Here is a 19271-nt window from a genome sequence, read left to right on the forward strand (position 1 = left end):
CCCGTGGTCAGCGTTAGCCTACGCCACGAACGGGCCGCCACACCAGAGCAAAACAGGATCGTTTCCGCAGCTCACCACCAACAGGTGAGCGGGTCCGACCCTGCCATCGAACCTGCTGGACGCGTCTCGTTCGACGCCTCGCATCCCGAGAACGACCCGTCGCACCCGCGCTATGAGCCCCCGCATCTGCGCCACCAACCAGGTGACACCTGGCAGATCGGCGGCAAACCCCACGACCCCGACGACTCCGGCCCGTACGGCAATCCGCTGTGGCGACCGGACTCCCGCACCGGCCGCCACCGGCGCGGCGAACTGCCCGACCCGCTCCCGCCCGAAACCGAGCCGGAATCCTCGCCGCCGCCGGTCGACCGGCCTTCGCCGGGTCCGCGCCGAAGTGGTTTCTGGAACGAACCCCACCAAGACCGCCAGCATCCTCAGGAGGGCCACCGGTTCGACCGGCTCCGCGAGGATGCATGGGGCGCGTTCATGACCGACTCGGCCCCACTCGCCGCCGCGCACCACACCCGGCCGGTTCGCCGGTCCGGCCAGACCGCGCTCGACCGCGAGGCCGGGCTCGCCCTGGTGATGTGGATCCGCCTGGCCCGGTGGCTGTTCGCGCTCATCCGGTCCCTGAACACCCGGCCCGAACCGAAACCCGGGCCCGAACCGGAGGCCGGGGCCGAACCGAACCCCGGGCCACATCAGACCCCGGCTGCGGGAAAGCGGCTTCGCCGCTTGGCACGCCAACGGACCGTGGAGGGACCGACGTGCATGGCCGCCCCCGCACCGGGGAGCGTGCCAAGCGGCAGAGCCGCTTTCCCGCAGCCGGGGGTCCCCTATGGCCCGGACCGCGGCGAGTCGACGAGGTCGGCAGTGCGGGCGACGGCCCAAGCCGGACCGGCGCGTGCCACCGCGATGACCCAAGGCGGACCGGCACGCGCCACTGCCATGGCCCGTGCCATCGCCGGAGCCCAGCGCGCCCGAGCGGGGGTCCCCGCATGGGTCTAGGCAGGAAAGCACCGCACCGGACCCGAGCCGCCTACGCCCGCGTCCTCGCGCAGATCCCGCTCCCGGTCCGCTCGATCGGCGCACCGGCCCACCAGGCCCACCAGGCCCTGACCGTCCTGGGCCAGACCGAGATCGCCGGCCGCCTGGTCCAATACGGGACCCTGACCGAAGCCCCGCGCCTGTGGGTCGCCTTCCCCGAGTCGACACCGTCGGTCTTCGGCTACCTCACCGGCCTGGTCGCCGACGATCCGCAACTCCACCTGACCGAACCGGTCCACCAGCACTGGGCCCTCCAGCCGGACCGCAGCGAAGCCGTCCGCCGCCACGGCCTGACCGTCTGGCACGACGCGCAGCGAACCTGCGAAGGATGAAAGCCACGTGAACTACCACGAACGCCAAGCGCTCTTCCGAGACCACGCGGCCGCCGTCCTCCGCCGCGACCGGGACCGACTTGAACGCCTGCGCGGCAAGTACAAGGCACACCACGCGCGGAGACCGAGCAGCTCTTGCACGTCGCCGCAGTCTGCGTCCGCATCCGCTTCGGCCGACCCACAGCGGCCACCGACCAGGATGGGACTCAGCCGGATCCAGCACGGAGCATCGACCCGACCGAACTCTCCCGGTTCCTGGCCGAAGCCCGAACCGCCGGCCACGGCTTCACACTGCCGCGCAACTGGCTCGACACCGAAGGCGCCGTCCGCGGCCTACTCGGAGAGCCGGACATCCTCGCCCACATAGACCCGACGAGCATGCGCCGGATCCTCACCTTCCTAGTCCAATACCTCGCCGACACCACACCCGAGATCAAAGAGGACTTCGACACCGTCATCGACCAGGCCAGAGAGCAGATCAGGCAGAAACTCCTCAAGTGAGACCGCGCAGGTCCGGCAGTCGTGACCACGGTCCTCCGCCGGACCTGCGCCGCCGACCGAACGAGTCGGCGCCGCGCGAGCTCTTATGCTGATGTCGTGAAGACCATCGCGGTCCCCGAACACACCACCCGGCGTGTCGTGCGGCGGGCGCGGTTCGCCTGCACCCTGTACCGACTGGTCGACGAGGAGGCGGTGTTCGAGCGGATGGCGGCGCATCGCGAGGCCCACTGGATCGCCTCCCGCAACTGCGCCGCATACATCCTCGACGGCGGGGCGATCCAGCGCTCGGATGGCGACGGTGAACCGTCGTCCACCTCCGGGGAACCGATGCTGGAGGCGATGCGCGGCCACGGATTGACCGACGTGCTCGCCATGATGACCGTGGATTACACCGGTGTCGAATTCAGCGCCGCGGACCGCGCACGTACCTACAGCGCCGTCGTCACGCAGGCGATAAGCGAGGCAGGCACCGCCGCCTCGGACTCTTAGCACGACACCTGTTCTGCCGGCTACGGCGATATCGCGGTCGGGGTGACCGCACCGCTGGTGGCGTGGTTCGTCGTCGGCCGCTTCGACCGGCTCTATTGCGAACCACCGAGCACTTCGGTCCTCTTAGGATTCGGCATGGATCCAGCACGAATGGCGCACGACCAGTGGGCGTTCACCTCGGCGAAAGCGAGCGGCCCCGGCTTGTACACCCGAGCTGGGGACCGTATCCGTTGTTACGTCTTCGACTTCAAGGGGGCACCATGGCTACCAACACAACTCAACTTCGACCTGAGCGTCGGACGGTGCGGCGCACGGCGCGCGCAGTATCCGCCGTCGCCATGGCCGCCGGTCTCATCCTGGGAGGTGGCGCACTCGCTTCGGCACCGGCCGCAGCCAGTCCGAACGCGACTACAGACAGCGTCACGAGCGCCGGATTCCACTTCGAGGGGCCCTTCGCCTTCTGGGACTATTGCCAAATGGACCGGAAGGGGGCCCAGGCCCACGGATACGAGGTCACCCCGTGCTTCAAAGATCCCGATGGCTACTACTACGGGATCTACACCTGATCAATCACCGCGGACCTAGTCCGGCTTGAACGGGCCCCGGCTCGATCCAGGTGACTCTGGGTCGAGCCGGGCCCGACGCTTTTCGACTCGGATCCGGGCGGTGCATCTTCGAACTCGCGGGCACGGGAATCATACGATGGCCCGAACCGCGACAACCTCGATGGAGCCCAATGGTCCGCGTTCCGCCGCCTCACCCGCCACCGCCGATGCCGTCGGAAGGAGCGAACCGGCGTCCGACATCGCTGATGTTCGCGACATTGACGATGAACCTCATCGCGCTCGCCTTGATCGCCACTGCGATCGGCGTGTTCGCACTGCACGGTGAAGTCGCCGACGCTGCCCAAGAGGCGCTCATGGGGGACCCGTCATTCGCCGATGCAGCCTGGGCGGCCGATGAGATCGCGGCCATCGTGACCTTTCATCTGAAGGCCACCGCAGCGATCTACCTCATCTTCGCGGCGTTCCACTTGACGCTCAGCGCGCTCGATCACTTCGGCAAGCGGTCGGCGAGGATACTCAGCTTGATCCTGGCGGGCGTCTCACTGGCCTGTTGCGGCATCGGCGGCATCGTCAGCCGGATCTTCGTCACCAAGATGTCGTTCATGAGGGTCGATTACGACGACCAGATATCGGATGCGGTCCTGGCGGCCACGCCCGTCTGGCTCACGGCCCTGCAATGGATCTCGTTGGCGCTGTTGATCTTCGGTTCGATGCTCGTCTTCATCCTGCTGATGGTTCCCGCTTCGAGAGAGTACTTCCGCAGGTGAGCGCGGCCTCGCACCGGAAGGCTCTGCCTATGTAATACCGATGGCTTCCAGCCGTCGATGAGGGCCGTGAGGCCGCGCTCGAACTCCTCGTCGGGGGCGAGGACGTAGCCCTCCGAAAGCGTGCGGGCGAGGTACGGGTGCGTCGCGGGCGTGACCGTCGACAGCGCGGCCGCCACGGTGCCCTCGTCGCCGAGAGCGGCGCTCGTCTCCGCGAGCACCTTGCCGATCGTGTAGCCCGCGAGGCAGTCGATGAGTTCCATCGCGTCCCGGCCGCCGAGGCCCGCGGCGTTCAGGCGGGCGAGGATCTCCTCGACGAGCGCGAGCATCCTGGGCGAGACGGCGGGGCGCGTCCCGACGACGGAAGCCGCACGCGGGTGAGCGAGCAGCCGCCGCCGGAACGCGCGGAAGATATCGCCGATCACGTCCTGCCACGACTCGCCGTCCGACGACGCGGGCAGCTCGACTCCGCCCCACATGTGCTCGACGATCCCGTCGAGGACGGCCGTCTTGTTCGGCAGATGGTGGTAGACGGCCATCGGGTCGGCGCCGAGCCGCTCGCCGAGCTTCCGCATCGTCAGCCGCTCGACACCCGACTCGTCGACGATCCCGAACGCGGCGTCGATGATTCGCCTCCGTGTCAGCGGCGGACGTGCTTCGGTCATCCACTCACTGTCTCACGGTCGCGCGAAGAACAGCTCTCGATCCTTAACGACCACGACCGCCGCGAACAGGAGGAACAGCACGGTCTGGATGAGCTTCGTGTCAGGATCCGTGAGCAGCACCTCGTTCGTGAAGTTCGCAGTGAGGTGGAACACTATCGGCACGAGGATGCTCCGCCCGGCCCGGTAGTAGAGCCAGTTCATGATCACCACGAACGCGATGATCGACACCGGGAAGTTGAGGGTGTGGATCCACCCCATGTCGACGACCTCCTCGTGGTAGTAGCCCTCGATGAAGCCGAGCGGCAGGTGCCACAGCGCCCAGATCACGGTGAAGAGCATGGACGCCGAGAAGACGCGCATCTTCCGGACGAGCGTGTCGGTGCCGTACCCGTGCCAGACGATCTCCTCGATGATCGCCGCGCCCACGAGCGTCACCCACACCGGCAGCAGGCCGGCCGTGAAGGTGTAGCCGCCTCGCAGGAGGAACTGTTCGGGGCTGTATCCGAGCGGGATCGAGACGGCCGTCGCGACGAGGATGCTCGCGGGGGCGATCACGAACGCGAGCGTGATGAAGACGGGCGGTGCCTTGCGGGGCCAGCGCATGCGGCGCAGGACGTCGGCTCGCAGCTCGGGGCGCCGGGCCACAAGGCCCGCGAGCACCGCGAGCGGCGCGAGGAGGCCGGCGAGGCAGAGTGCCGCGGTCCACCACTGCGTGGGCGTGGACTGCGTTTCGAGATTGCTGAGGTAGGCGGCGGTGAACCAGCACGCCCAGGGTATTGCCGTCGCCAGCCCGTAGAACAGGAACGGGCGGTCGTATCGGGCGGCGACGGGGTCGATGCCGCGCCGGGAGGTGGTGTTGGACGCGGCGGTGTCAACGGCCATGGGGGAGGTCTCCTCTACGATGTAGAACTCAATACTCTACAACGTAGAGGAGTGTTCGAACGCTGTCAACGCGGGTATCAAGAGTTCGTTGAAGGGACGTTCGGGCGTGGCGCGTCCCAGTGGTGACCTCGAGCCCGATCCCAGTGGATCCGGCTACACGGTCGCTATCCGAACAGGAGGTGGGCGAGGACGAAGCCCGCCATGCCGGCCGCCAGACCGCCGCCCAGGTTGGCGGCCACGTTGGCCAGGGCGTGGTGCCAGCGTCCGGCCTCGACGAGGACGAGTGTTTCGTACGACAGGGTCGAATACGTGGTCAGGGCGCCGCAGAAGCCGATGACCAGCAGTGCGGTCAGGCCCGAGTCGGTGAGGGCCACGGCGAGGAAGACCGCCAGTCCGGAGCCGACCACGTTCACCACGAAGGTGCCCCACGGCAGGTCGTGGCCGGTGTAGTGGGCCAGGACGCGGTCGGTCAGGAAGCGCAGGGGCGCGCCGATGGCCGCACCGACCGCCACGAGCAGGAGCGTCATTCGGTTGCTCCTCTGCGTCCGTGGAAGCGGCGGGTCGTGTACATCCCGGCCGCCGCCGCCAGTAGCGCGGCGGCGAGGGTCGTGAACGCGAACGCCACAGCGATGAAGGTCGCCCCGCCGCTCGCGGCGCGGCCGATGTCGATGATGTAGGCCGAGAAGGTGGTGAAGCCGCCGAGAACGCCGACGCCGAGGAACGGCCGAATCAGGCGCGAGCCGGGATAGACCTCGGTGATGAGCACCATGAGCGAGCCGATGAGGAATCCGCCGATGACATTGGCGACGAGCGTGGCCACGTCGAAGGTGCTGTGTGGGAACGCGGCGGTGAGCCCGTAGCGGGCGCTCGCGCCGACCGCGCCCCCGGCGGAGACGGCGGCCAGCGCCGAGGCGGGCGTGGAGCGGAGCACGTGGCTGAGGCTCCGCGGTGGTGATTCCGACACGACATCGAATGTAGCCGCCGGAGGGGCCGACCTCCATCGGAGTGGAGCTGACGCGCCGACCGGAGAGAGGCGATCGAGCACAAGGCAGGCGCGGCACCTGCGGCGCTCGAACGGAGTGTCCGCCCGTTCGACCGCCCGGACCGCGCCCGCGCCTTCATCGGGCCTCGGCCGGTTCCGGACCCGCGATCCACCGTGGATCCGGAACCCACTCAAGCGCCGAGATCAGCACCGGATGTACCGCGATGCCTCTCTAAATAGATCGAAGCCATCGCCGATGATATGCAGACTGGCCCGATAGGTCCCCGTCCGACACGATGAGACGCGAAGGACCACCGAGTAGTATCGGTCTCCCTGGTAAGTCACTGTGCGGCCGGTGGATCTGGGCCCGTCCAGATAGCTGTTCTCGGTCCAGTACCTGGTGCCGCATCCGGACATTTCAATCGAGAACCTGGCGTAGATGTCAGTTGAACTCGGGTGAAGCTTGTACGGCTTGCTGACAGTGACTTTTTGTTCACAGTTGGCGACCGCGGGCGATGCCGGCACGACCGCGCCGACCGCACCGACTCCGATCACCATCAGCGCCACCGCCATCTTGACGATCATTCGTCGAAACTTCATGTCTCTCCTCTCCCCGCCGTTCGTCAGCACGACGACACATTCAAGACCGAGCTTGTCGTGTATTGTTCGTTGTTGCCGCGCCGCACGAACAGCTCGGTGCTCCAGTTCCCCTCGTCGCAGCTCGTACTGATGCTGGGTTCGCCGCTGATCGGCGGGTAGGTCTGGAAACTCCAGGAGTGCCTTGACAGCCAGTAGCCGTTGACATAGATCTCGATGCTGATGATGACCTCGAACGGGCTGCTGCCGCACCCTCTGAGCTCGTAGTACCCGGTGCCGCGGATGCGGGACCCGGACTGCCTGGGCTTGTATGCGCGTGTCGTCATCGTGCACGCGGCGGCTACGCCCGTGACTTCGTAGGCGTTCTCGTACTCGGTGATCTTGATATAGCCGTCCGGCTGCGACTCGTACTGGACGTTCAGCACCGCGCCGAGTTCGGCGGCTTCGGCCGCCGTGAGGTCGGCGTCGTCGGGTCCGGCCGCGGCGGGATCGGCGGTGGCCAATCCTGCGGCGAGGACCATTGCGAGCGCCACTGCCAGTGACGCCCACAGCCTCGATCTGATGGTCATGGATTGCTCCTCCTCCACTTCGAGAGTGATCAATCTCATGGTGGAGGTCACTTGCATGGCTTATGCACGGATTTCGCACGAGTTCTCCTGGATGGCGCGCATTGCCTCGGCCGGTCCCGGCCTCGAGCCGCTCGGCCGGTGCGGGAGTCTGCTCCGCCGGACCGGGGCCGCGTCCGGTGCCAGGTTTATTCCCGCGTATGCGATCGCTCACCGATGCTTGCCGAGCCTCAAGGGACGCTCCTATCTTGGTAGGCGATGAGCTACACGATCACCGACCAGCACCTGACACGCAGGCGTCACCTCGACTTCTGCCGCGTGTCCACCGTGCTCTGTCACTAGCTCCCCTTCTTCACCGGCGGGGCACGCCGACGCTTTCCTGAACGCCTCCACCTCCATGGGGCGCTGTTCCGACTCCAGCTGGACCGCCCACTCCAGCGCCTCCTTACCGCCTGGCATCGCGGCCGCATCCGGTGCCGCCTGCCCGAAAACTGAGGTTCCATCTTCATGTCCGTCAACACGGAAACAGCCATCCCGAACAAGACCAGACGCAAACGACGCGTGCCGTTCGCGGCCCAGCTCCTGATCGGCCTGGTGCTCGGACTCGCGCTCGGCTTCGTCGCCCGGCAGTGGTCGGTCGACTGGCTCGGCTCCACGCTCGACACGGTCGGGTCCCTGTTCGTCCAGCTCCTGTTCCTCGTCGTCCCCGTGCTGGTGTTCACCGCCGTGGTCGTCTCGATCGCGAACCTGCGCAACCTGGCCAACGCCGGTCGCCTGGTCGCCAAGACGCTGCTGTGGTTCGCCGCGACCTCGCTGATCGCCGTGGCCATCGGCCTGGCGATCGGCCTGATCACCAACCCCGGCCAGGGCGTGACGCTCACCTCCGACGCCGCCCGGCCCGAGTCGACCGGGTCCTGGACCGACTTCCTGACCGGCATCATCCCGACCAACCTGGTCGAGTCGTTCACCGAAGTCAACGTCCTCCAGATCGTGTTCGTCGCGATCGTCATCGGCGCGGCCGCCTCGAAGGTCGGCGACAAGGCCGAGCCGTTCCTGAGGTTCAACCGCTCGGTCCTGGACATCACGCAGAAGGCCCTGTGGTGGGTCATCCGGCTCGCGCCCATCGGCACCGCCGGCCTGATCGGCAAGTCGATCTACTCCTACGGCTGGGACCTGCTGGAGCCGCTCGCGGTGTTCAGCGTCGACATCTACCTCGGCGCCCTGCTGGTCATGCTGGTCGTCTACCCGGTGCTGCTGCGCTTCGTCGCGAAGGTCTCGCCGCTCCAGTTCTTCAGGAAGGCGTGGCCGGCGATCCAGCTCGCGTTCGTCTCGCGCTCCTCGGTCGGCACGATGCCGCTGGCCCAGCGCACGGTCGTCGAGCGGCTCGGGGTGAGCCGCGATTACGCCTCCTTCGCCTCGCCGTTCGGCGCCACCACCAAGATGGACGGCTGCGCCGCGGTCTACCCGGCCATCGCCGCGATCTTCGTCGCGCAGGTCTACGGCATCGACCTCGGCATCCAGGACTACCTCCTGATCGCCTTCGTCTCGGTGCTGGGCTCGGCCGCCACCGCCGGGCTGACCGGCGCGACGGTCATGCTCACCCTGACCCTGTCGACCCTGGGGCTCCCACTCGAAGGCGTCGGCCTGCTGCTGGCGATCGACGCGATCATGGACATGATCCGCACCGCCGTGAACGTGGCCGGGCAGATGGTCGTCCCGGTGATCGTCGCCAGATCCGAGGGCCTGCTCGACCGGGCCGTCTACGACGCCCCGCCGCGTCCCCTGGACGAGGAGCCCACCATATCCGAAGGGTCCGACAGCGCCCCTGAACAGGCCGAAGACCGCAGGCCGGCGCTGGCTTCGGCGACTTAAGACCTCGTTCTCTCCCGAACCGCGGGGGCGGGCTCGTACGAGCCCGCCCCCGCTCTTTCAAGGTCGCGGGCGGGGCGACGCACGGACGCCGCCAGTCCGAGCGCCAAGATCGCGAAAACGGGCCACAGGAACCAGTCCCCGAAGCGGTTGTAGAGCGTGTCCACCTGCTCAGTAGAGACCTCTGCGACAGCGAGCCGTTCGTCCTCGGCGAGGATGTCGCCGTACTGGTCGCTGACGGTCACCAGACCCCACTGGCCCGCCCGGACCATCGAGAAGCCCTGCTCGACGCCGCGGGTCACCGCGACCCGACCGTGCCACCAGCCGTCGACCTCGAAGTCCAGGGACGGGGCGAGCATGAGCCCGGTCCCGGCGTCGCCGTACTCGGCGATGGTGCCCGCGTAGTCGAGGTCCTTGCAGATCGTCATGGCCCATCGGCCTTCGGAACCGGGGACCGCCACCGGACCGGCTTCCGAAGGGGTGATCCAGTCCTCGAGTCCGGGAATCAGGTGCTGTTTACGGTAGACGGCGGTGTCCGAGCCGTCGGCCGGGATCCACACGGCGACGTTGTGCACCTCGTCGTGCGTCTCGAGAGCGAGGCCGACCACGAGGTCGACGCCGGATTCGGCGGCGAGTTCGGACCAATGGTCCAGATGCGGTCCGCGTTCTTCTGCGGTGACGTAGAAGAGCTTCTCCGGGAGCACCAGGACATCGAGGTCCTCCCGCGCTCCCAAGGCCGTTATCTCGGCACGGTAATCGGCCATCATGTCGTCGGCCTCGGCGGTGTCGAGGTGGATCGAGTCCTCGCCGGCCGGGAGCGCCAGCGCACCTGCCCGGATCGTCGCTCCGGCGGCCTCGGGACGAATCAAGCCGTACCCGAGCGCGATCGCCAGGCAGGCCATTGCCGCTCCGACGACCAGGGCTCGGGGCCGCCGCTCGATACCGGGTGCGGTCGCGACCGCGACGGCCGCGGGGACCGCCATGAGCAGGAAGGTGAGTCCCCAGATGCCGGTCGCCGAGACGAGCTGCATCACCGCGGTCTGGTCGGCCTGGGTGTAGGCGAAACTCCACCATTCGCCTCCGGCTTCGGCATTGAGCTTCGCGACGGCGAATTCGACGCCCACGACGCCGGCCGGGAAGGAGCCGCAGGCGAGCCAGAACCGGCGGCGGACCACCAGCGCCCGGTACAGGCAGGTCACCCCTACGTACAGGCCGGTGGTGAGCAGGCCGGAGACGGCGAGGAGGACGACCGGGGTCTCCACGACATCGGCCAAGTACCACCAGATCCTCGACTGCGCGATCGTCCAGGTCGCACCGGCCGCGAGGATCGCAGTTCCGAGGCGGACCCTTCCGACGAGCCACAGCAGCGGCAGCGGCGCGATCCACATCAGCCACGCGACCGGTTCGAGGGAGAATCCGAGTGCGAACATGCCGCCACCGGCCAGGGCGCATCCGATCGCCCCGAGCGCGGGGCGGCTAAGCCGTGATTCCATTGAGGATTCCTTCGAGGGAGTCGTGGCAGAGGGCGCGGAACTCCGCGTCCGGCAGGTCGACGCGTCCCCCTTGGCGGAGTTGGACGAGACCGTAGACCGTCGCGGTGATGGTGAGGCCGGTCTTCCAGGGGGAGCCGGGCCGGAGCACTCCACCGGACATGCCGTCTTCGACGATGCGGGTGAGCAGCCCGAAAGTGCGGGATCGTCCGGCGTGGAAGTCGGCGGGGAACACTCGGGCGTCCTCGCGCCGATCCAGGAACATGAAGGCGAAGCGGTGGGGTCGGGCGAGCGCGAGGTCCACCAGGGCGTCGACGACGCCGTGGAGCGCTTTGACGGTGTCGGGGGGAGGGTCGGTCCGGCTCCACTCCTCGTAGGTCTCTTCGAAGAACTCCCCGGCGAGGCGCGTCAGCAGCGCCTCGCGGTTCGGGAAGTGCCGGTAGACGGCCATGGCCGACAGGCCGAGCGCGTCACCGATCTTTCGCATGCTCACCGCCCCGCTCCCGCCGGAGTCGACGAGGTCCTTGGCGGTGGCGAGGATGCGGTCGGCGGTCGATTCCATGTTTACACTATAAACGTGAGGGTTCGGCCTCTCCCGTGGCCCGCCGACCGCGACGGCGGAATGCGATCTTGAGGGTTTTCGCGTATATTCCGCTTGACCATGGTTTACCGGTCAGTAACAAAGCCTTGGTGCGCGCGAAACGGGAAGGGAGCCGGATGCTCACTCGCACAACTGGATCGACCACTACGGCAGTGGCGGTCGCGGCGGCGTTGGCGCTGTCCTCCTGCACCTCCAGACCCGAAGAAGAGAGCACCCCGGGCGTGACTGACGACACAGTCACCATCGGCACCCACCAGCCGCTGACCGGTCCGGCCTCGGCCGGGTACTCGACGATCTCGGCCGCCACCTCGGCCTACTTCGAATACGTCAACGACAACGGCGGCGTCCACGGCCGCGAGATCGAGTACCTCGTCGAGGACGACGCCTACTCGCCCCAGCAGACCCAGACGGCCGTACGCAAGCTCGTCGAGACCGACGAGGTCTTCGCGATCGTCAACGGACTCGGCACCGACACCCACGCCTCGGTCCTGGAGTACCTCGACGAGGAAGGCGTGCCGGACCTGTTCGTCTCCTCCGGCTCCCCCGACTTCAACCAGCCGAACGTCTTCGAGAACACCTTCGGCTACAACGCCGACTACGTCACCGAGGGCGCGGCCCTCGCCCAGTACGCCGCCGAGCGGCATCCCGACGCCCGCGTGTGCTTCCTGGGCCAGGACGGCGACTTCGGCGACGACGTCCTCGAAGGCGTCGAGACCGTCGTCGGCGGCGAGGAGATCACCGAGATCCAGGTGTACTCCAGTTCAATGGACGACCTCAGCCAGCAGATCGGGGCCCTCATGGCCGCCGGCTGCGAGGTCAACATCCTCGGCACCATCAACCCCTTCACCGCCCTGGCCCTCGGCACCGCCGCCGAGGCCGAGTGGTTCCCCCGGTGGTACGCGGCTTCGGTCGGGTCCGACTATTCGACCCTGCGCGAATACCTCGGCTCCGAGGGCGCGCCGCTCCTGGAGGGCCTGGTCGCCACCAACTTCCTGCCCTCCGGCCCCGACGACGAGTGGGTGGAGCTGTTCAGGGAGATCAACGAGCAGTACAACGACGGCGCCCCCTTCACCTTCAACACGGTCCTCGGCATGAGCGTCGGCTACACCTTCGCCGAGGCCCTGGCCGCCGCCGGAGCCGACCCCACCCGCCCCTCCCTCCTCGAGGCCATCGAATCGGGGTCGGTGACCGGCAACAGCATCGTGCCGCTGGACTACAGCGTCGACGACCACTCCGGCTACACCACGGTCGGGATCACGGTCATCGAGGACGGCGTCCAGGACTACGTCGGCACCACCTACAACGTCGACGTGGGCCAGGTGACCGAGGTCGACCCCGCCCCGGTCCCATTGGAGAACGAGGGCATCCCGACCGGCTGAGCCGCGCCGGTCACCACTGGTCGACCAGGCCGCTGCGGTAGGCCCACACCACGGTCTGTACGCGGTCCCGGGCACCGATCTTGGTCATCGCCCGGCCCAGGTGCGACTTGACGGTGCTGGTCTCCACGTACAGTTCGCGCGCGATCTCGGCGTTGGACATGCCGCGGGCCAGCAGCAGCACGATCTCCCGCTCGCGGGCCGTGAGCGCCTCCAGCGCGGCCGGATCGGGCTCGGCCCGCTTTCGGCGCTTGGCGAACTCGGTGATCACCCGCCGCGTCACCGCCTGGTCGACCAGCCCCTCTCCCGCGGCGAGTCTGCGGACCGCGCCGGTCAGCTCCTCGGGTTCGCAGTCTTTGAGGATGAAGCCGTTCGCGCCGGCCTCGAGCGCGCCGAATACGTACTCGTCCAAGTCGAACGTGGTGACCACCAGGACCGCGGGCGGTTCGCCGTCGCCGCGTCCGGCGGTGATCCGGCGGGTCGCCTCGATGCCGTCGCCGCCGGGCATGCGCACGTCCATGCACACCACATCGGGCCGCAGCCGCGCGGTCCGCTCGACCGCGGTCGGGCCGTTGTCGGCCTCGCCGACGACCTCGATGTCCCCGGCCTCCTCCAGCAGCACCCGGTAGCCCGCTCGCACCACCGCCTGGTCGTCGGCCAGCAGCACCCTGATCATGACCGCTCTCCCGTCTCGAATTCGATGTCGTCGGCCCGGCGTTCGGCCTCGGTCCGTTCGACCGGCAGATCCAGGCTCACCCGCCACCCGCCCGACCCGGTCGGCCCGGCCTCGAAGGCGGCGCCGACCAGGTCGGCGCGTTCGCGCATCCCCAGCAGGCCGGTGCCGCCGCGAGTGAGGTCGGCGAGCTCGCCGCGCTCGGAGGGGTCGTTGGCGATCTCGAGGGCCAGCCCCGATTCCCGGTAGTCCAGGCGGATCCGCACCGGCGCGGCCGGGGCGTGCTGCCTGGCGTTGGTCAGCGACTCCTGGACGATCCGGTACAGGGAGATGTCGGCGATCGGCGGCAGCCGCAGCGCCTCACCGGTCCGCTCGAACTCGACCCGGTCGCCGAGGCCGCGGGCCTCGTCGATCAGCGACGGCAGGGCCGACAGGCCCGGGACCGGGGCGTTGCCGTCGTCGGCGTCGCGGTCGCGCAGCAGCCCGACCACGAGCCGCAGGTTCTCCAGGGTCGCCTTGCCCTGCGAGCGGATCCAGGCCGCGCCGGAGGCGGCCGCGGCGTCGTCGCGGCCGATCAGCCGCTCGACGGCCGCGGCCTGGACGACCATGCCCGACAGGTGGTGGGCGGCGACGTCGTGGAGTTCGCGGGCGATGCGGGTCCGCTCGGCGGCGACGGCGGCCTCGGCCCGCTCGCGCTGGGCCCTGATCGCCTCGGCGGTGCGCTGCCGTTCGAGCGCGAGGTGGCGTCGCCTGGCGGCCATGTAGACGCCGGTGAATCCGGCGATCGCGTAGGCCACGGCCGCGGAGCTGGCGTGGTTGTAGACGGTGGCGGTCGCCGCGTCCTGGCCCCACGCGATCGCCGTCGCCGTGAGCGTCTCGGCCAGGGTGGCCGCCGCACCGGCCGCGATCGTCACCTTGACCGGCGAGAGCGTCGCGTACGTGTAGGCGGCGACGAGCGGGCCGAGGCCGTGGGCCATGACCTCCGGGGCCGTGGCGACGATCGCCAGCTGGCAGACCACGACCGCCGCCAGGCAGAGGGTCGGGCGGATCCGCCGCAGGCACAGCAGGAGCGCCTGGACGCAGCCGATGACGGCGAGCTTCCCGGCTTGGGCGTCGGTGGATTCGAGCGGGACCAGAGTGGCCATCTCCCAGAACAGTCCGAAGCTGATCGCGGCGACGACCACCGCCAGCAGCGAGTCCCGGGCGAAGGGACTGCGGACGCCGAGCCGGTCCAGCGCCGCGTCGAAGCGTTCCCCGAGGGTGGGCGGGGCCGTCGCCTGCCGGTCAGCGCTCGCGTTCACATCGATCATCTTCGGGCAGCCTTTCACGGCGGCGACGGCCGCACCGGTCAGTAGGTGACGTCCGGGTTCAGCAACTGGAACTCGATGGCGACGTTGAGCACCACCGACAGGGCCAGCAGCGTGAGCACCGTGCCGGTCACGGTCTTCCAGCCGGACCCCGCCCGGATCTCGCCGACGATCTTGAACACCGCCGGGACCATGCCGAGCGCGCCGATGACCTGGAGCGCCTGGACGGCGCGGATCGCGGTGGCCGGGACGTCGGCGAGTCCGGTGACCGCGACGATGATCGCGGCCCAGCCGACGAGTGCGAGGAGGGTGCAGGCGGCGCCGACGCGGACGAGGCCCCGGGCGGTTCGGGTGCGCCGCTCGGGGGAGGGCCGCTTGCGGAGCTTGCGCCAGATCGCGCCGGTCGGCCAGGCCAGGATCGCGAGCAGCAGCACGGCGGCGCCTCCGATGAGCATCGGCACGGCGATCTGCCGCTCGGTCTCCATCGGCAGCATCGTGAAGGCCGAGTCGTGGCCGATGCCGACGACCTCGCCGTCCTCGATCTGGACCGCGAGCGTGCGGTGGCCGTCGACCTCCTGCCACACGTTCGCGCCGACCTGCTCGAAGAAGGTCGACCCGCCGGTGCCGGGATCGGCCGGGAGGTGGAGGCGGCCGTCGTCGAGGGCGGTGATCTCGATGGCCTGCAATGCGCCGACTGAGGCCATGAAGGTGCTGTGGTAGCCGCGCGACGGCACGTAGGCGCCTTCGATGAGTTCGGCGTTCTCCTGCATGGACGCCTGGTCGACCGTCTCGGTGCCGGATTCGTCCTCCGCCGGGAAGAAGCGGTCGGCGAAGTCGTCGGCGAGGGCGTACCGCATCTCGACGGTGGCGGTGGGGTCGGGACCGGTGCTGTTGAACGAGACGAAGAACCCGGCTCCGTCGTCGGGGTAGAGCGCCAGGTGCGAGTGGAACATGGTGGTGTCGCCGCCGTGGCCTCGAACGCGGTGGCCGTTGCGGTCCTCTTCGAACCAGCCGAGGGTCATCCGGTCGCCTTCGGCGAAGGCGCCGAGGGTGTCCTCGTCGAGTGCCGGAGCGAACATCAGCTCGCGGGTGGCGTCGCTCAGCAGCGGGTCCTGGTCGTCGGCGGCGCCGAGCTGGGCGAGCATGAACCGCGTCATGTCGTCGGCGGTGGTCGACAGGGATCCGGCCGGCGGGGTGCCGACGACCTCGAACCGCCCGGCGGGCCCGTCGCCGTCCATGTACCCGTTCGAGAGCCGGTCGGCCAGGCTGCCGGGCAGCGGCTGGCGGAACGAGGAGGAGTCCATGCCGAGCGGCTGGAGGATGTGGCGGTCGATGTAGTCCTCGAAGGGCTCGCCGCTGGCGCGCTGGACGATGTACCCGGCGAGGGCGTTGCCGTAGTTGGAGTACGAGGGCGTGGTGCCGGGCCGGTAGGTCTGTTCGGGCGGGTCCTCGGCGAGGACCTCGCGGAGGTCGAAGGTGTCGTCGCCGAAGCCGATGAGGTTGCGGAGGCGTTCCTCGAACCCGGCGGTGTGGGTCAGCAGGTGGCGCAGGGTCAGGTCGTCGTCGAAGCCCCGCTCGATCTCGAAGTCGAGGTATTCGGAGACGTCGGCGTCGAGGTCGAGTTCGCCCTGCTCGACCAGTTGCAGGACGGCGGTGGCGGTGAAGACCTTGGAGACCGACCCGGCCCGGAACAGGTGCTCGGCGGGGTCGGTCTCGACCGGCTCGGAGCCGTCTTCGCCGGTGTCGGCGTGGCCGAAGCCGCGGGTGGTGAGGACTTCGCCGTCGCCGACGACGGCGACGGTGGCTCCGGCGATCCCGTTCCGCTCCAGCATGTCGGGGAGGGTCTGCTCGAGCCAGGCGTCGACGTTGTCGGCGGTGAGCGCTTCGGGGTCCGGTGCGGGTTCGGGTTCGGGCGCCTCGGGGGCGGCTCCGCCGCAGGCGGCGGTGACCGCGAGGACGGCGGCGGCGCCGATCCCGGCCGCGACGCGGACGGCGATCGGCGCGCGTCTGGTGGTGTGGTTGGAGGGCATGGTGGCTCCTGCCTGATGGTTCTGTCTTTTGAGGACTTCCCGGATCGCCTCGGCGATCGGGTCGGGCGCCCTTGCGTTCGAACAGGACCATCCTGGCCCGCGGGAGCGGTCGGCGACGACTGGCGCGAGTCGGAAATCGGCTTACGACCTTTGGGGGAGGCCGCGGGCCGTCACCGGCCCTTCGCGGCCGGATTTCACGAGTCGATCGCGTCGGCCAGGCCCCGGAGTCCGGCGGCGATCTCGTCAGGGCCGGGGGCGGTGTCGGGGTTGGACATCCACTGCATGACGATCCCGCTGACCAGCGCGAGCTGGACCGCACCCACGGTGCGCACGTCCTCGGCGGAGAGCGACTCCTCGATCTCGCCGGTCGCCAGGGCCGCCATGGCCGAGAACGCCCCGGGTTGGCCCTTCGCATACAGCTCCAGCAGTTCCGGGGAGCGCTGCGCTTGGAGGAACAGCTCGAAGCTGGCGATCCACATCGGGCGCCGGGTCCTGATGTGCTCGATCAGCAGATTCCAGACCGCCGCGAACCGGCCCGCGCCCGGCGGCGCATCGAGCGCCGACAGCGCCTCATTGAGGTCGGCGTCCCAGTCCTCGAGCGAGGCGAACAGGGCCTGCTGAAGCAGCGCCTCCCTTGAACCGTAGTGGTATCCGATCGCGGCCATACTGACCCCGGCCGCGGCGGCTATGTCGCGCACCGTGGTCCGGTCGTAGCCCTTCTCCACCAGACATTGCTTGGCCCCTTCGAGGAGCGCCTCGCGATTTCCCATGGGCCGATCCTAGCAGTGAGCTGCAGATTTGCCTAGATCAAACGCATCAGGCAATTTTTTTGCGCATCTGTATTGCGCATATGCACAAATCTTGGCTAGGCTACTTCCCAAGCACGGCGGAACCCCGCCCGATCGAGAGAAACGAGACCCCCAATGAACATCGAGACCGCCTCCAAGCGCCTCCTCGGCGGCCTGACCGTCGCCTCGATCGCCGCGGCCAGCCTGGCCTGCGGCACCGTCGAGGCGAGCGCCGAACCCGACACCGGGGACACCGACCCGACGCTCGTCACCACCGACAAGGGACAGGTCAAGGGCACCGCCGCCGACGGCGTCCGATCCTGGCTCGGCGTCCCCTACGCCTCCCCGCCGACCGGCGACCTCCGCTGGGCCCCACCCGAGGAGGCCGAGCCGTGGGACGGCGTCCGCGCGGCCGACCGGTTCGGCAGCGCCTGCGCGCAGGGCGAATCGGCGCTCGGGATGCCGAGCGTCCCCGGCGTGAACGAGGACTGCCTCAACTTGAACGTCTACGCCCCGGACACCGGCGACCGCGACCTGCCGGTCATGGTCTGGCTCCACGGCGGCGGCAACTCCTACGGCGCGGGCTCGCAGTACGACCCGTCGCGGCTGGTCACCGACGGCGAGGTCGTCGTGGTCACCGTCAACTACCGCCAGGGCCTGTTCGGGAGCCTCGCCCACCCCGCACTCGACGGAGACGACGGCGAGGTCCTCTCCGGCAACTACGGGCTCCAGGACCAGCAGACCGCTCTCGAGTGGGTTCGCGCCAACGCCTCCGCATTCGGCGGGAACGCCGAGAACGTCACGCTGTTCGGGGAGAGCGGCGGCGGCTACGACGCCTGCGCGCACCTGGCATCGGCCGGCTCGGCGGGCCTGTTCGACAAGGCGATCCTGCAGAGCGCCACCTGCGCGGCCGCCTGGGCGACCGGAAGGGAAGAGGGCCGGGACATCGCGGCCGACCTGGCCGAGGAGCTCTGCCCCGAGGCCGAGGACGTCGCGACCTGCCTGCGGGAGGCGGCCGCGGCGGACGTGATCGCCTTCTCGGACCGGCTGGGCGAGGTTCAGCCCGTCGTCGGCGGCCCGGTCATGCCGGTACCGACCGGCGAGGCCATCGCCTCGGGCGAGTTCAACCACGTGCCGGTCCTGCACGGGATCAACAGCGACGAGATGCAGGGCTACGCGGTCACCCTCGGCGTCGAGACCGAGGAGGACTACCTCGCCCGCCTGGAGGAGATGTTCGGCGACCTGGCCGGGGCGATCGCCGCGGAGTACCCCGCCGTCGAGGGGGACGACGGCCCGACCAGGGCGCTCGGCAGGGTCCTGACCGACGCCGAATGGTCGACCGGCCTGGCCGCGACCCGCGAGGCGTTCGGTGACCGGGTCCCGGCGTTCACCTACGAGCTGTCGGTGTCCGACGCGCCCTACTTCACCCACATCCCCTCCCGCCCCGACTTCGAGTTCGACGCCCACCACATGGTCGACTGCGCGTTCCTGTTCGACACCGGGTTCTTCGAGCCGATCGAGGACGAGCAGCGGCCCCTGGCGGAACTCATGATCGAGAGCTGGTCCGAGTTCGCCCGCACCGGCGACCCCGACGGCGAGGGCCCCTGGGAGCCCTACGCCACCGACGAGGACACGATGCGGCTCTCGCCCGAAGGGGCGACCGCGATCGACTTCGAGGACGAGCACCGCATCGGGTTCTGGCGCGGCCTGCGCGCCTGACCGCGGAACCGAGTCGGGGGGGGGGGG

19 protein-coding genes are annotated in these 19271 nt (G+C 69.1%); 7 read left to right on the forward strand and 12 right to left on the reverse strand.

The window, feature by feature from the left end:
• Nucleotides 1-84: 84 nt before the first annotated feature.
• From JFB92_RS20090 to JFB92_RS20105, 4 genes are all read left to right on the forward strand, one after another.
• Nucleotides 85-1008, forward strand: coding sequence for a hypothetical protein (locus tag JFB92_RS20090; RefSeq protein WP_199042910.1), 924 nt, complete (start codon nt 85-87; stop codon nt 1006-1008).
• On the forward strand, nt 999-1379 hold the full coding sequence (locus JFB92_RS20095; protein ID WP_199042912.1) for a hypothetical protein: 381 nt from the start codon (nt 999-1001) through the stop codon (nt 1377-1379). The genes JFB92_RS20090 and JFB92_RS20095 overlap by 10 nt, the downstream gene beginning before the upstream one ends.
• A gap of 135 nt (nt 1380-1514) precedes the next feature.
• A complete protein-coding gene (locus JFB92_RS20100; RefSeq protein WP_199042914.1) occupies nt 1515-1880 on the forward strand; it encodes a hypothetical protein in 366 nt (121 codons plus the stop codon).
• 96 nt (nt 1881-1976) lie between these two features.
• Nucleotides 1977-2369: a YigZ family protein gene (locus JFB92_RS20105; protein ID WP_199042916.1), complete on the forward strand. Its 393-nt coding sequence runs from the start codon at nt 1977-1979 to the stop codon at nt 2367-2369.
• A gap of 1179 nt (nt 2370-3548) precedes the next feature.
• Here the strand turns inward: JFB92_RS20105 and JFB92_RS20110 are convergent.
• The 6 genes from JFB92_RS20110 to JFB92_RS20135 form a co-directional block, all read right to left on the reverse strand.
• Complete coding sequence (locus JFB92_RS20110; protein ID WP_199042918.1) at nt 3549-4364, reverse strand: TetR/AcrR family transcriptional regulator C-terminal domain-containing protein; 816 nt, start codon at nt 4362-4364, stop codon at nt 3549-3551.
• Nucleotides 4365-4376: 12 nt separating this feature from the next.
• Nucleotides 4377-5246, reverse strand: a complete 870-nt coding sequence (locus JFB92_RS20115; RefSeq protein ID WP_199042919.1) for a CPBP family intramembrane glutamic endopeptidase — start codon at nt 5244-5246, stop codon at nt 4377-4379.
• A 164-nt stretch (nt 5247-5410) separates the two neighbouring features.
• The gene (crcB, locus tag JFB92_RS20120) at nt 5411-5773 is read right to left on the reverse strand and encodes a fluoride efflux transporter CrcB (protein ID WP_199042920.1); all 363 of its coding nucleotides are present in this window, start codon (nt 5771-5773) and stop codon (nt 5411-5413) included.
• The gene (locus JFB92_RS20125) at nt 5770-6210 is read right to left on the reverse strand and encodes a fluoride efflux transporter FluC (protein WP_307789228.1); all 441 of its coding nucleotides are present in this window, start codon (nt 6208-6210) and stop codon (nt 5770-5772) included. The genes crcB and JFB92_RS20125 overlap by 4 nt, the downstream gene beginning before the upstream one ends.
• 222 nt (nt 6211-6432) lie before the next feature.
• Complete coding sequence (locus JFB92_RS20130; protein WP_199042921.1) at nt 6433-6828, reverse strand: hypothetical protein; 396 nt, start codon at nt 6826-6828, stop codon at nt 6433-6435.
• A gap of 23 nt (nt 6829-6851) precedes the next feature.
• Complete coding sequence (locus JFB92_RS20135) at nt 6852-7394, reverse strand: hypothetical protein (RefSeq protein ID WP_199042922.1); 543 nt, start codon at nt 7392-7394, stop codon at nt 6852-6854.
• A gap of 504 nt (nt 7395-7898) precedes the next feature.
• Between JFB92_RS20135 and JFB92_RS20140 the strand changes: the two genes are divergently transcribed.
• Nucleotides 7899-9263, forward strand: a complete 1365-nt coding sequence (locus tag JFB92_RS20140; RefSeq protein WP_199042923.1) for a dicarboxylate/amino acid:cation symporter — start codon at nt 7899-7901, stop codon at nt 9261-9263.
• Here JFB92_RS20140 and JFB92_RS20145 read toward each other — a convergent pair.
• On the reverse strand, nt 9260-10753 hold the full coding sequence (locus tag JFB92_RS20145; RefSeq protein WP_199042924.1) for a nitrilase-related carbon-nitrogen hydrolase: 1494 nt from the start codon (nt 10751-10753) through the stop codon (nt 9260-9262). The genes JFB92_RS20140 and JFB92_RS20145 overlap by 4 nt on opposite strands.
• Nucleotides 10737-11312: a TetR/AcrR family transcriptional regulator gene (locus JFB92_RS20150; RefSeq protein WP_199042925.1), complete on the reverse strand. Its 576-nt coding sequence runs from the start codon at nt 11310-11312 to the stop codon at nt 10737-10739. Before JFB92_RS20150 ends, JFB92_RS20145 begins: the two co-directional genes overlap by 17 nt.
• 260 nt (nt 11313-11572) lie before the next feature.
• Here JFB92_RS20150 and JFB92_RS20155 point away from each other — a divergent pair, with 260 nt between their 5' ends.
• Complete coding sequence (locus tag JFB92_RS20155) at nt 11573-12730, forward strand: ABC transporter substrate-binding protein (protein WP_199042926.1); 1158 nt, start codon at nt 11573-11575, stop codon at nt 12728-12730.
• Between the two features lie 10 nt (nt 12731-12740).
• Here JFB92_RS20155 and JFB92_RS20160 read toward each other — a convergent pair whose 3' ends face one another.
• The 4 genes from JFB92_RS20160 to JFB92_RS20175 form a co-directional block, all read right to left on the reverse strand.
• Nucleotides 12741-13403 (reverse strand): response regulator, encoded by a 663-nt coding sequence (locus tag JFB92_RS20160; RefSeq protein WP_199042927.1) that lies wholly within the window; start codon nt 13401-13403, stop codon nt 12741-12743.
• Nucleotides 13400-14710: a sensor histidine kinase gene (locus JFB92_RS20165; RefSeq protein ID WP_199042929.1), complete on the reverse strand. Its 1311-nt coding sequence runs from the start codon at nt 14708-14710 to the stop codon at nt 13400-13402. The genes JFB92_RS20160 and JFB92_RS20165 overlap by 4 nt, the downstream gene beginning before the upstream one ends.
• A gap of 38 nt (nt 14711-14748) precedes the next feature.
• Nucleotides 14749-16737, reverse strand: coding sequence for a serine hydrolase domain-containing protein (locus tag JFB92_RS20170; RefSeq protein ID WP_199042931.1), 1989 nt, complete (start codon nt 16735-16737; stop codon nt 14749-14751).
• Between the two features lie 194 nt (nt 16738-16931).
• Entirely contained in the window at nt 16932-17507 is a 576-nt protein-coding gene (locus JFB92_RS20175; RefSeq protein ID WP_199042934.1) for a TetR/AcrR family transcriptional regulator, read from the reverse strand.
• Between the two features lie 153 nt (nt 17508-17660).
• On the opposite strand from JFB92_RS20175, the gene JFB92_RS20180 reads away from it, so the two are divergent.
• Nucleotides 17661-19244: a carboxylesterase/lipase family protein gene (locus JFB92_RS20180; protein ID WP_199042936.1), complete on the forward strand. Its 1584-nt coding sequence runs from the start codon at nt 17661-17663 to the stop codon at nt 19242-19244.
• Nucleotides 19245-19271 lie beyond the last annotated feature (27 nt).

Source organism: Glycomyces salinus (assembly GCF_016428645.1).
GTDB lineage: Bacteria > Actinomycetota > Actinomycetes > Mycobacteriales > Micromonosporaceae > Glycomyces > Glycomyces salinus.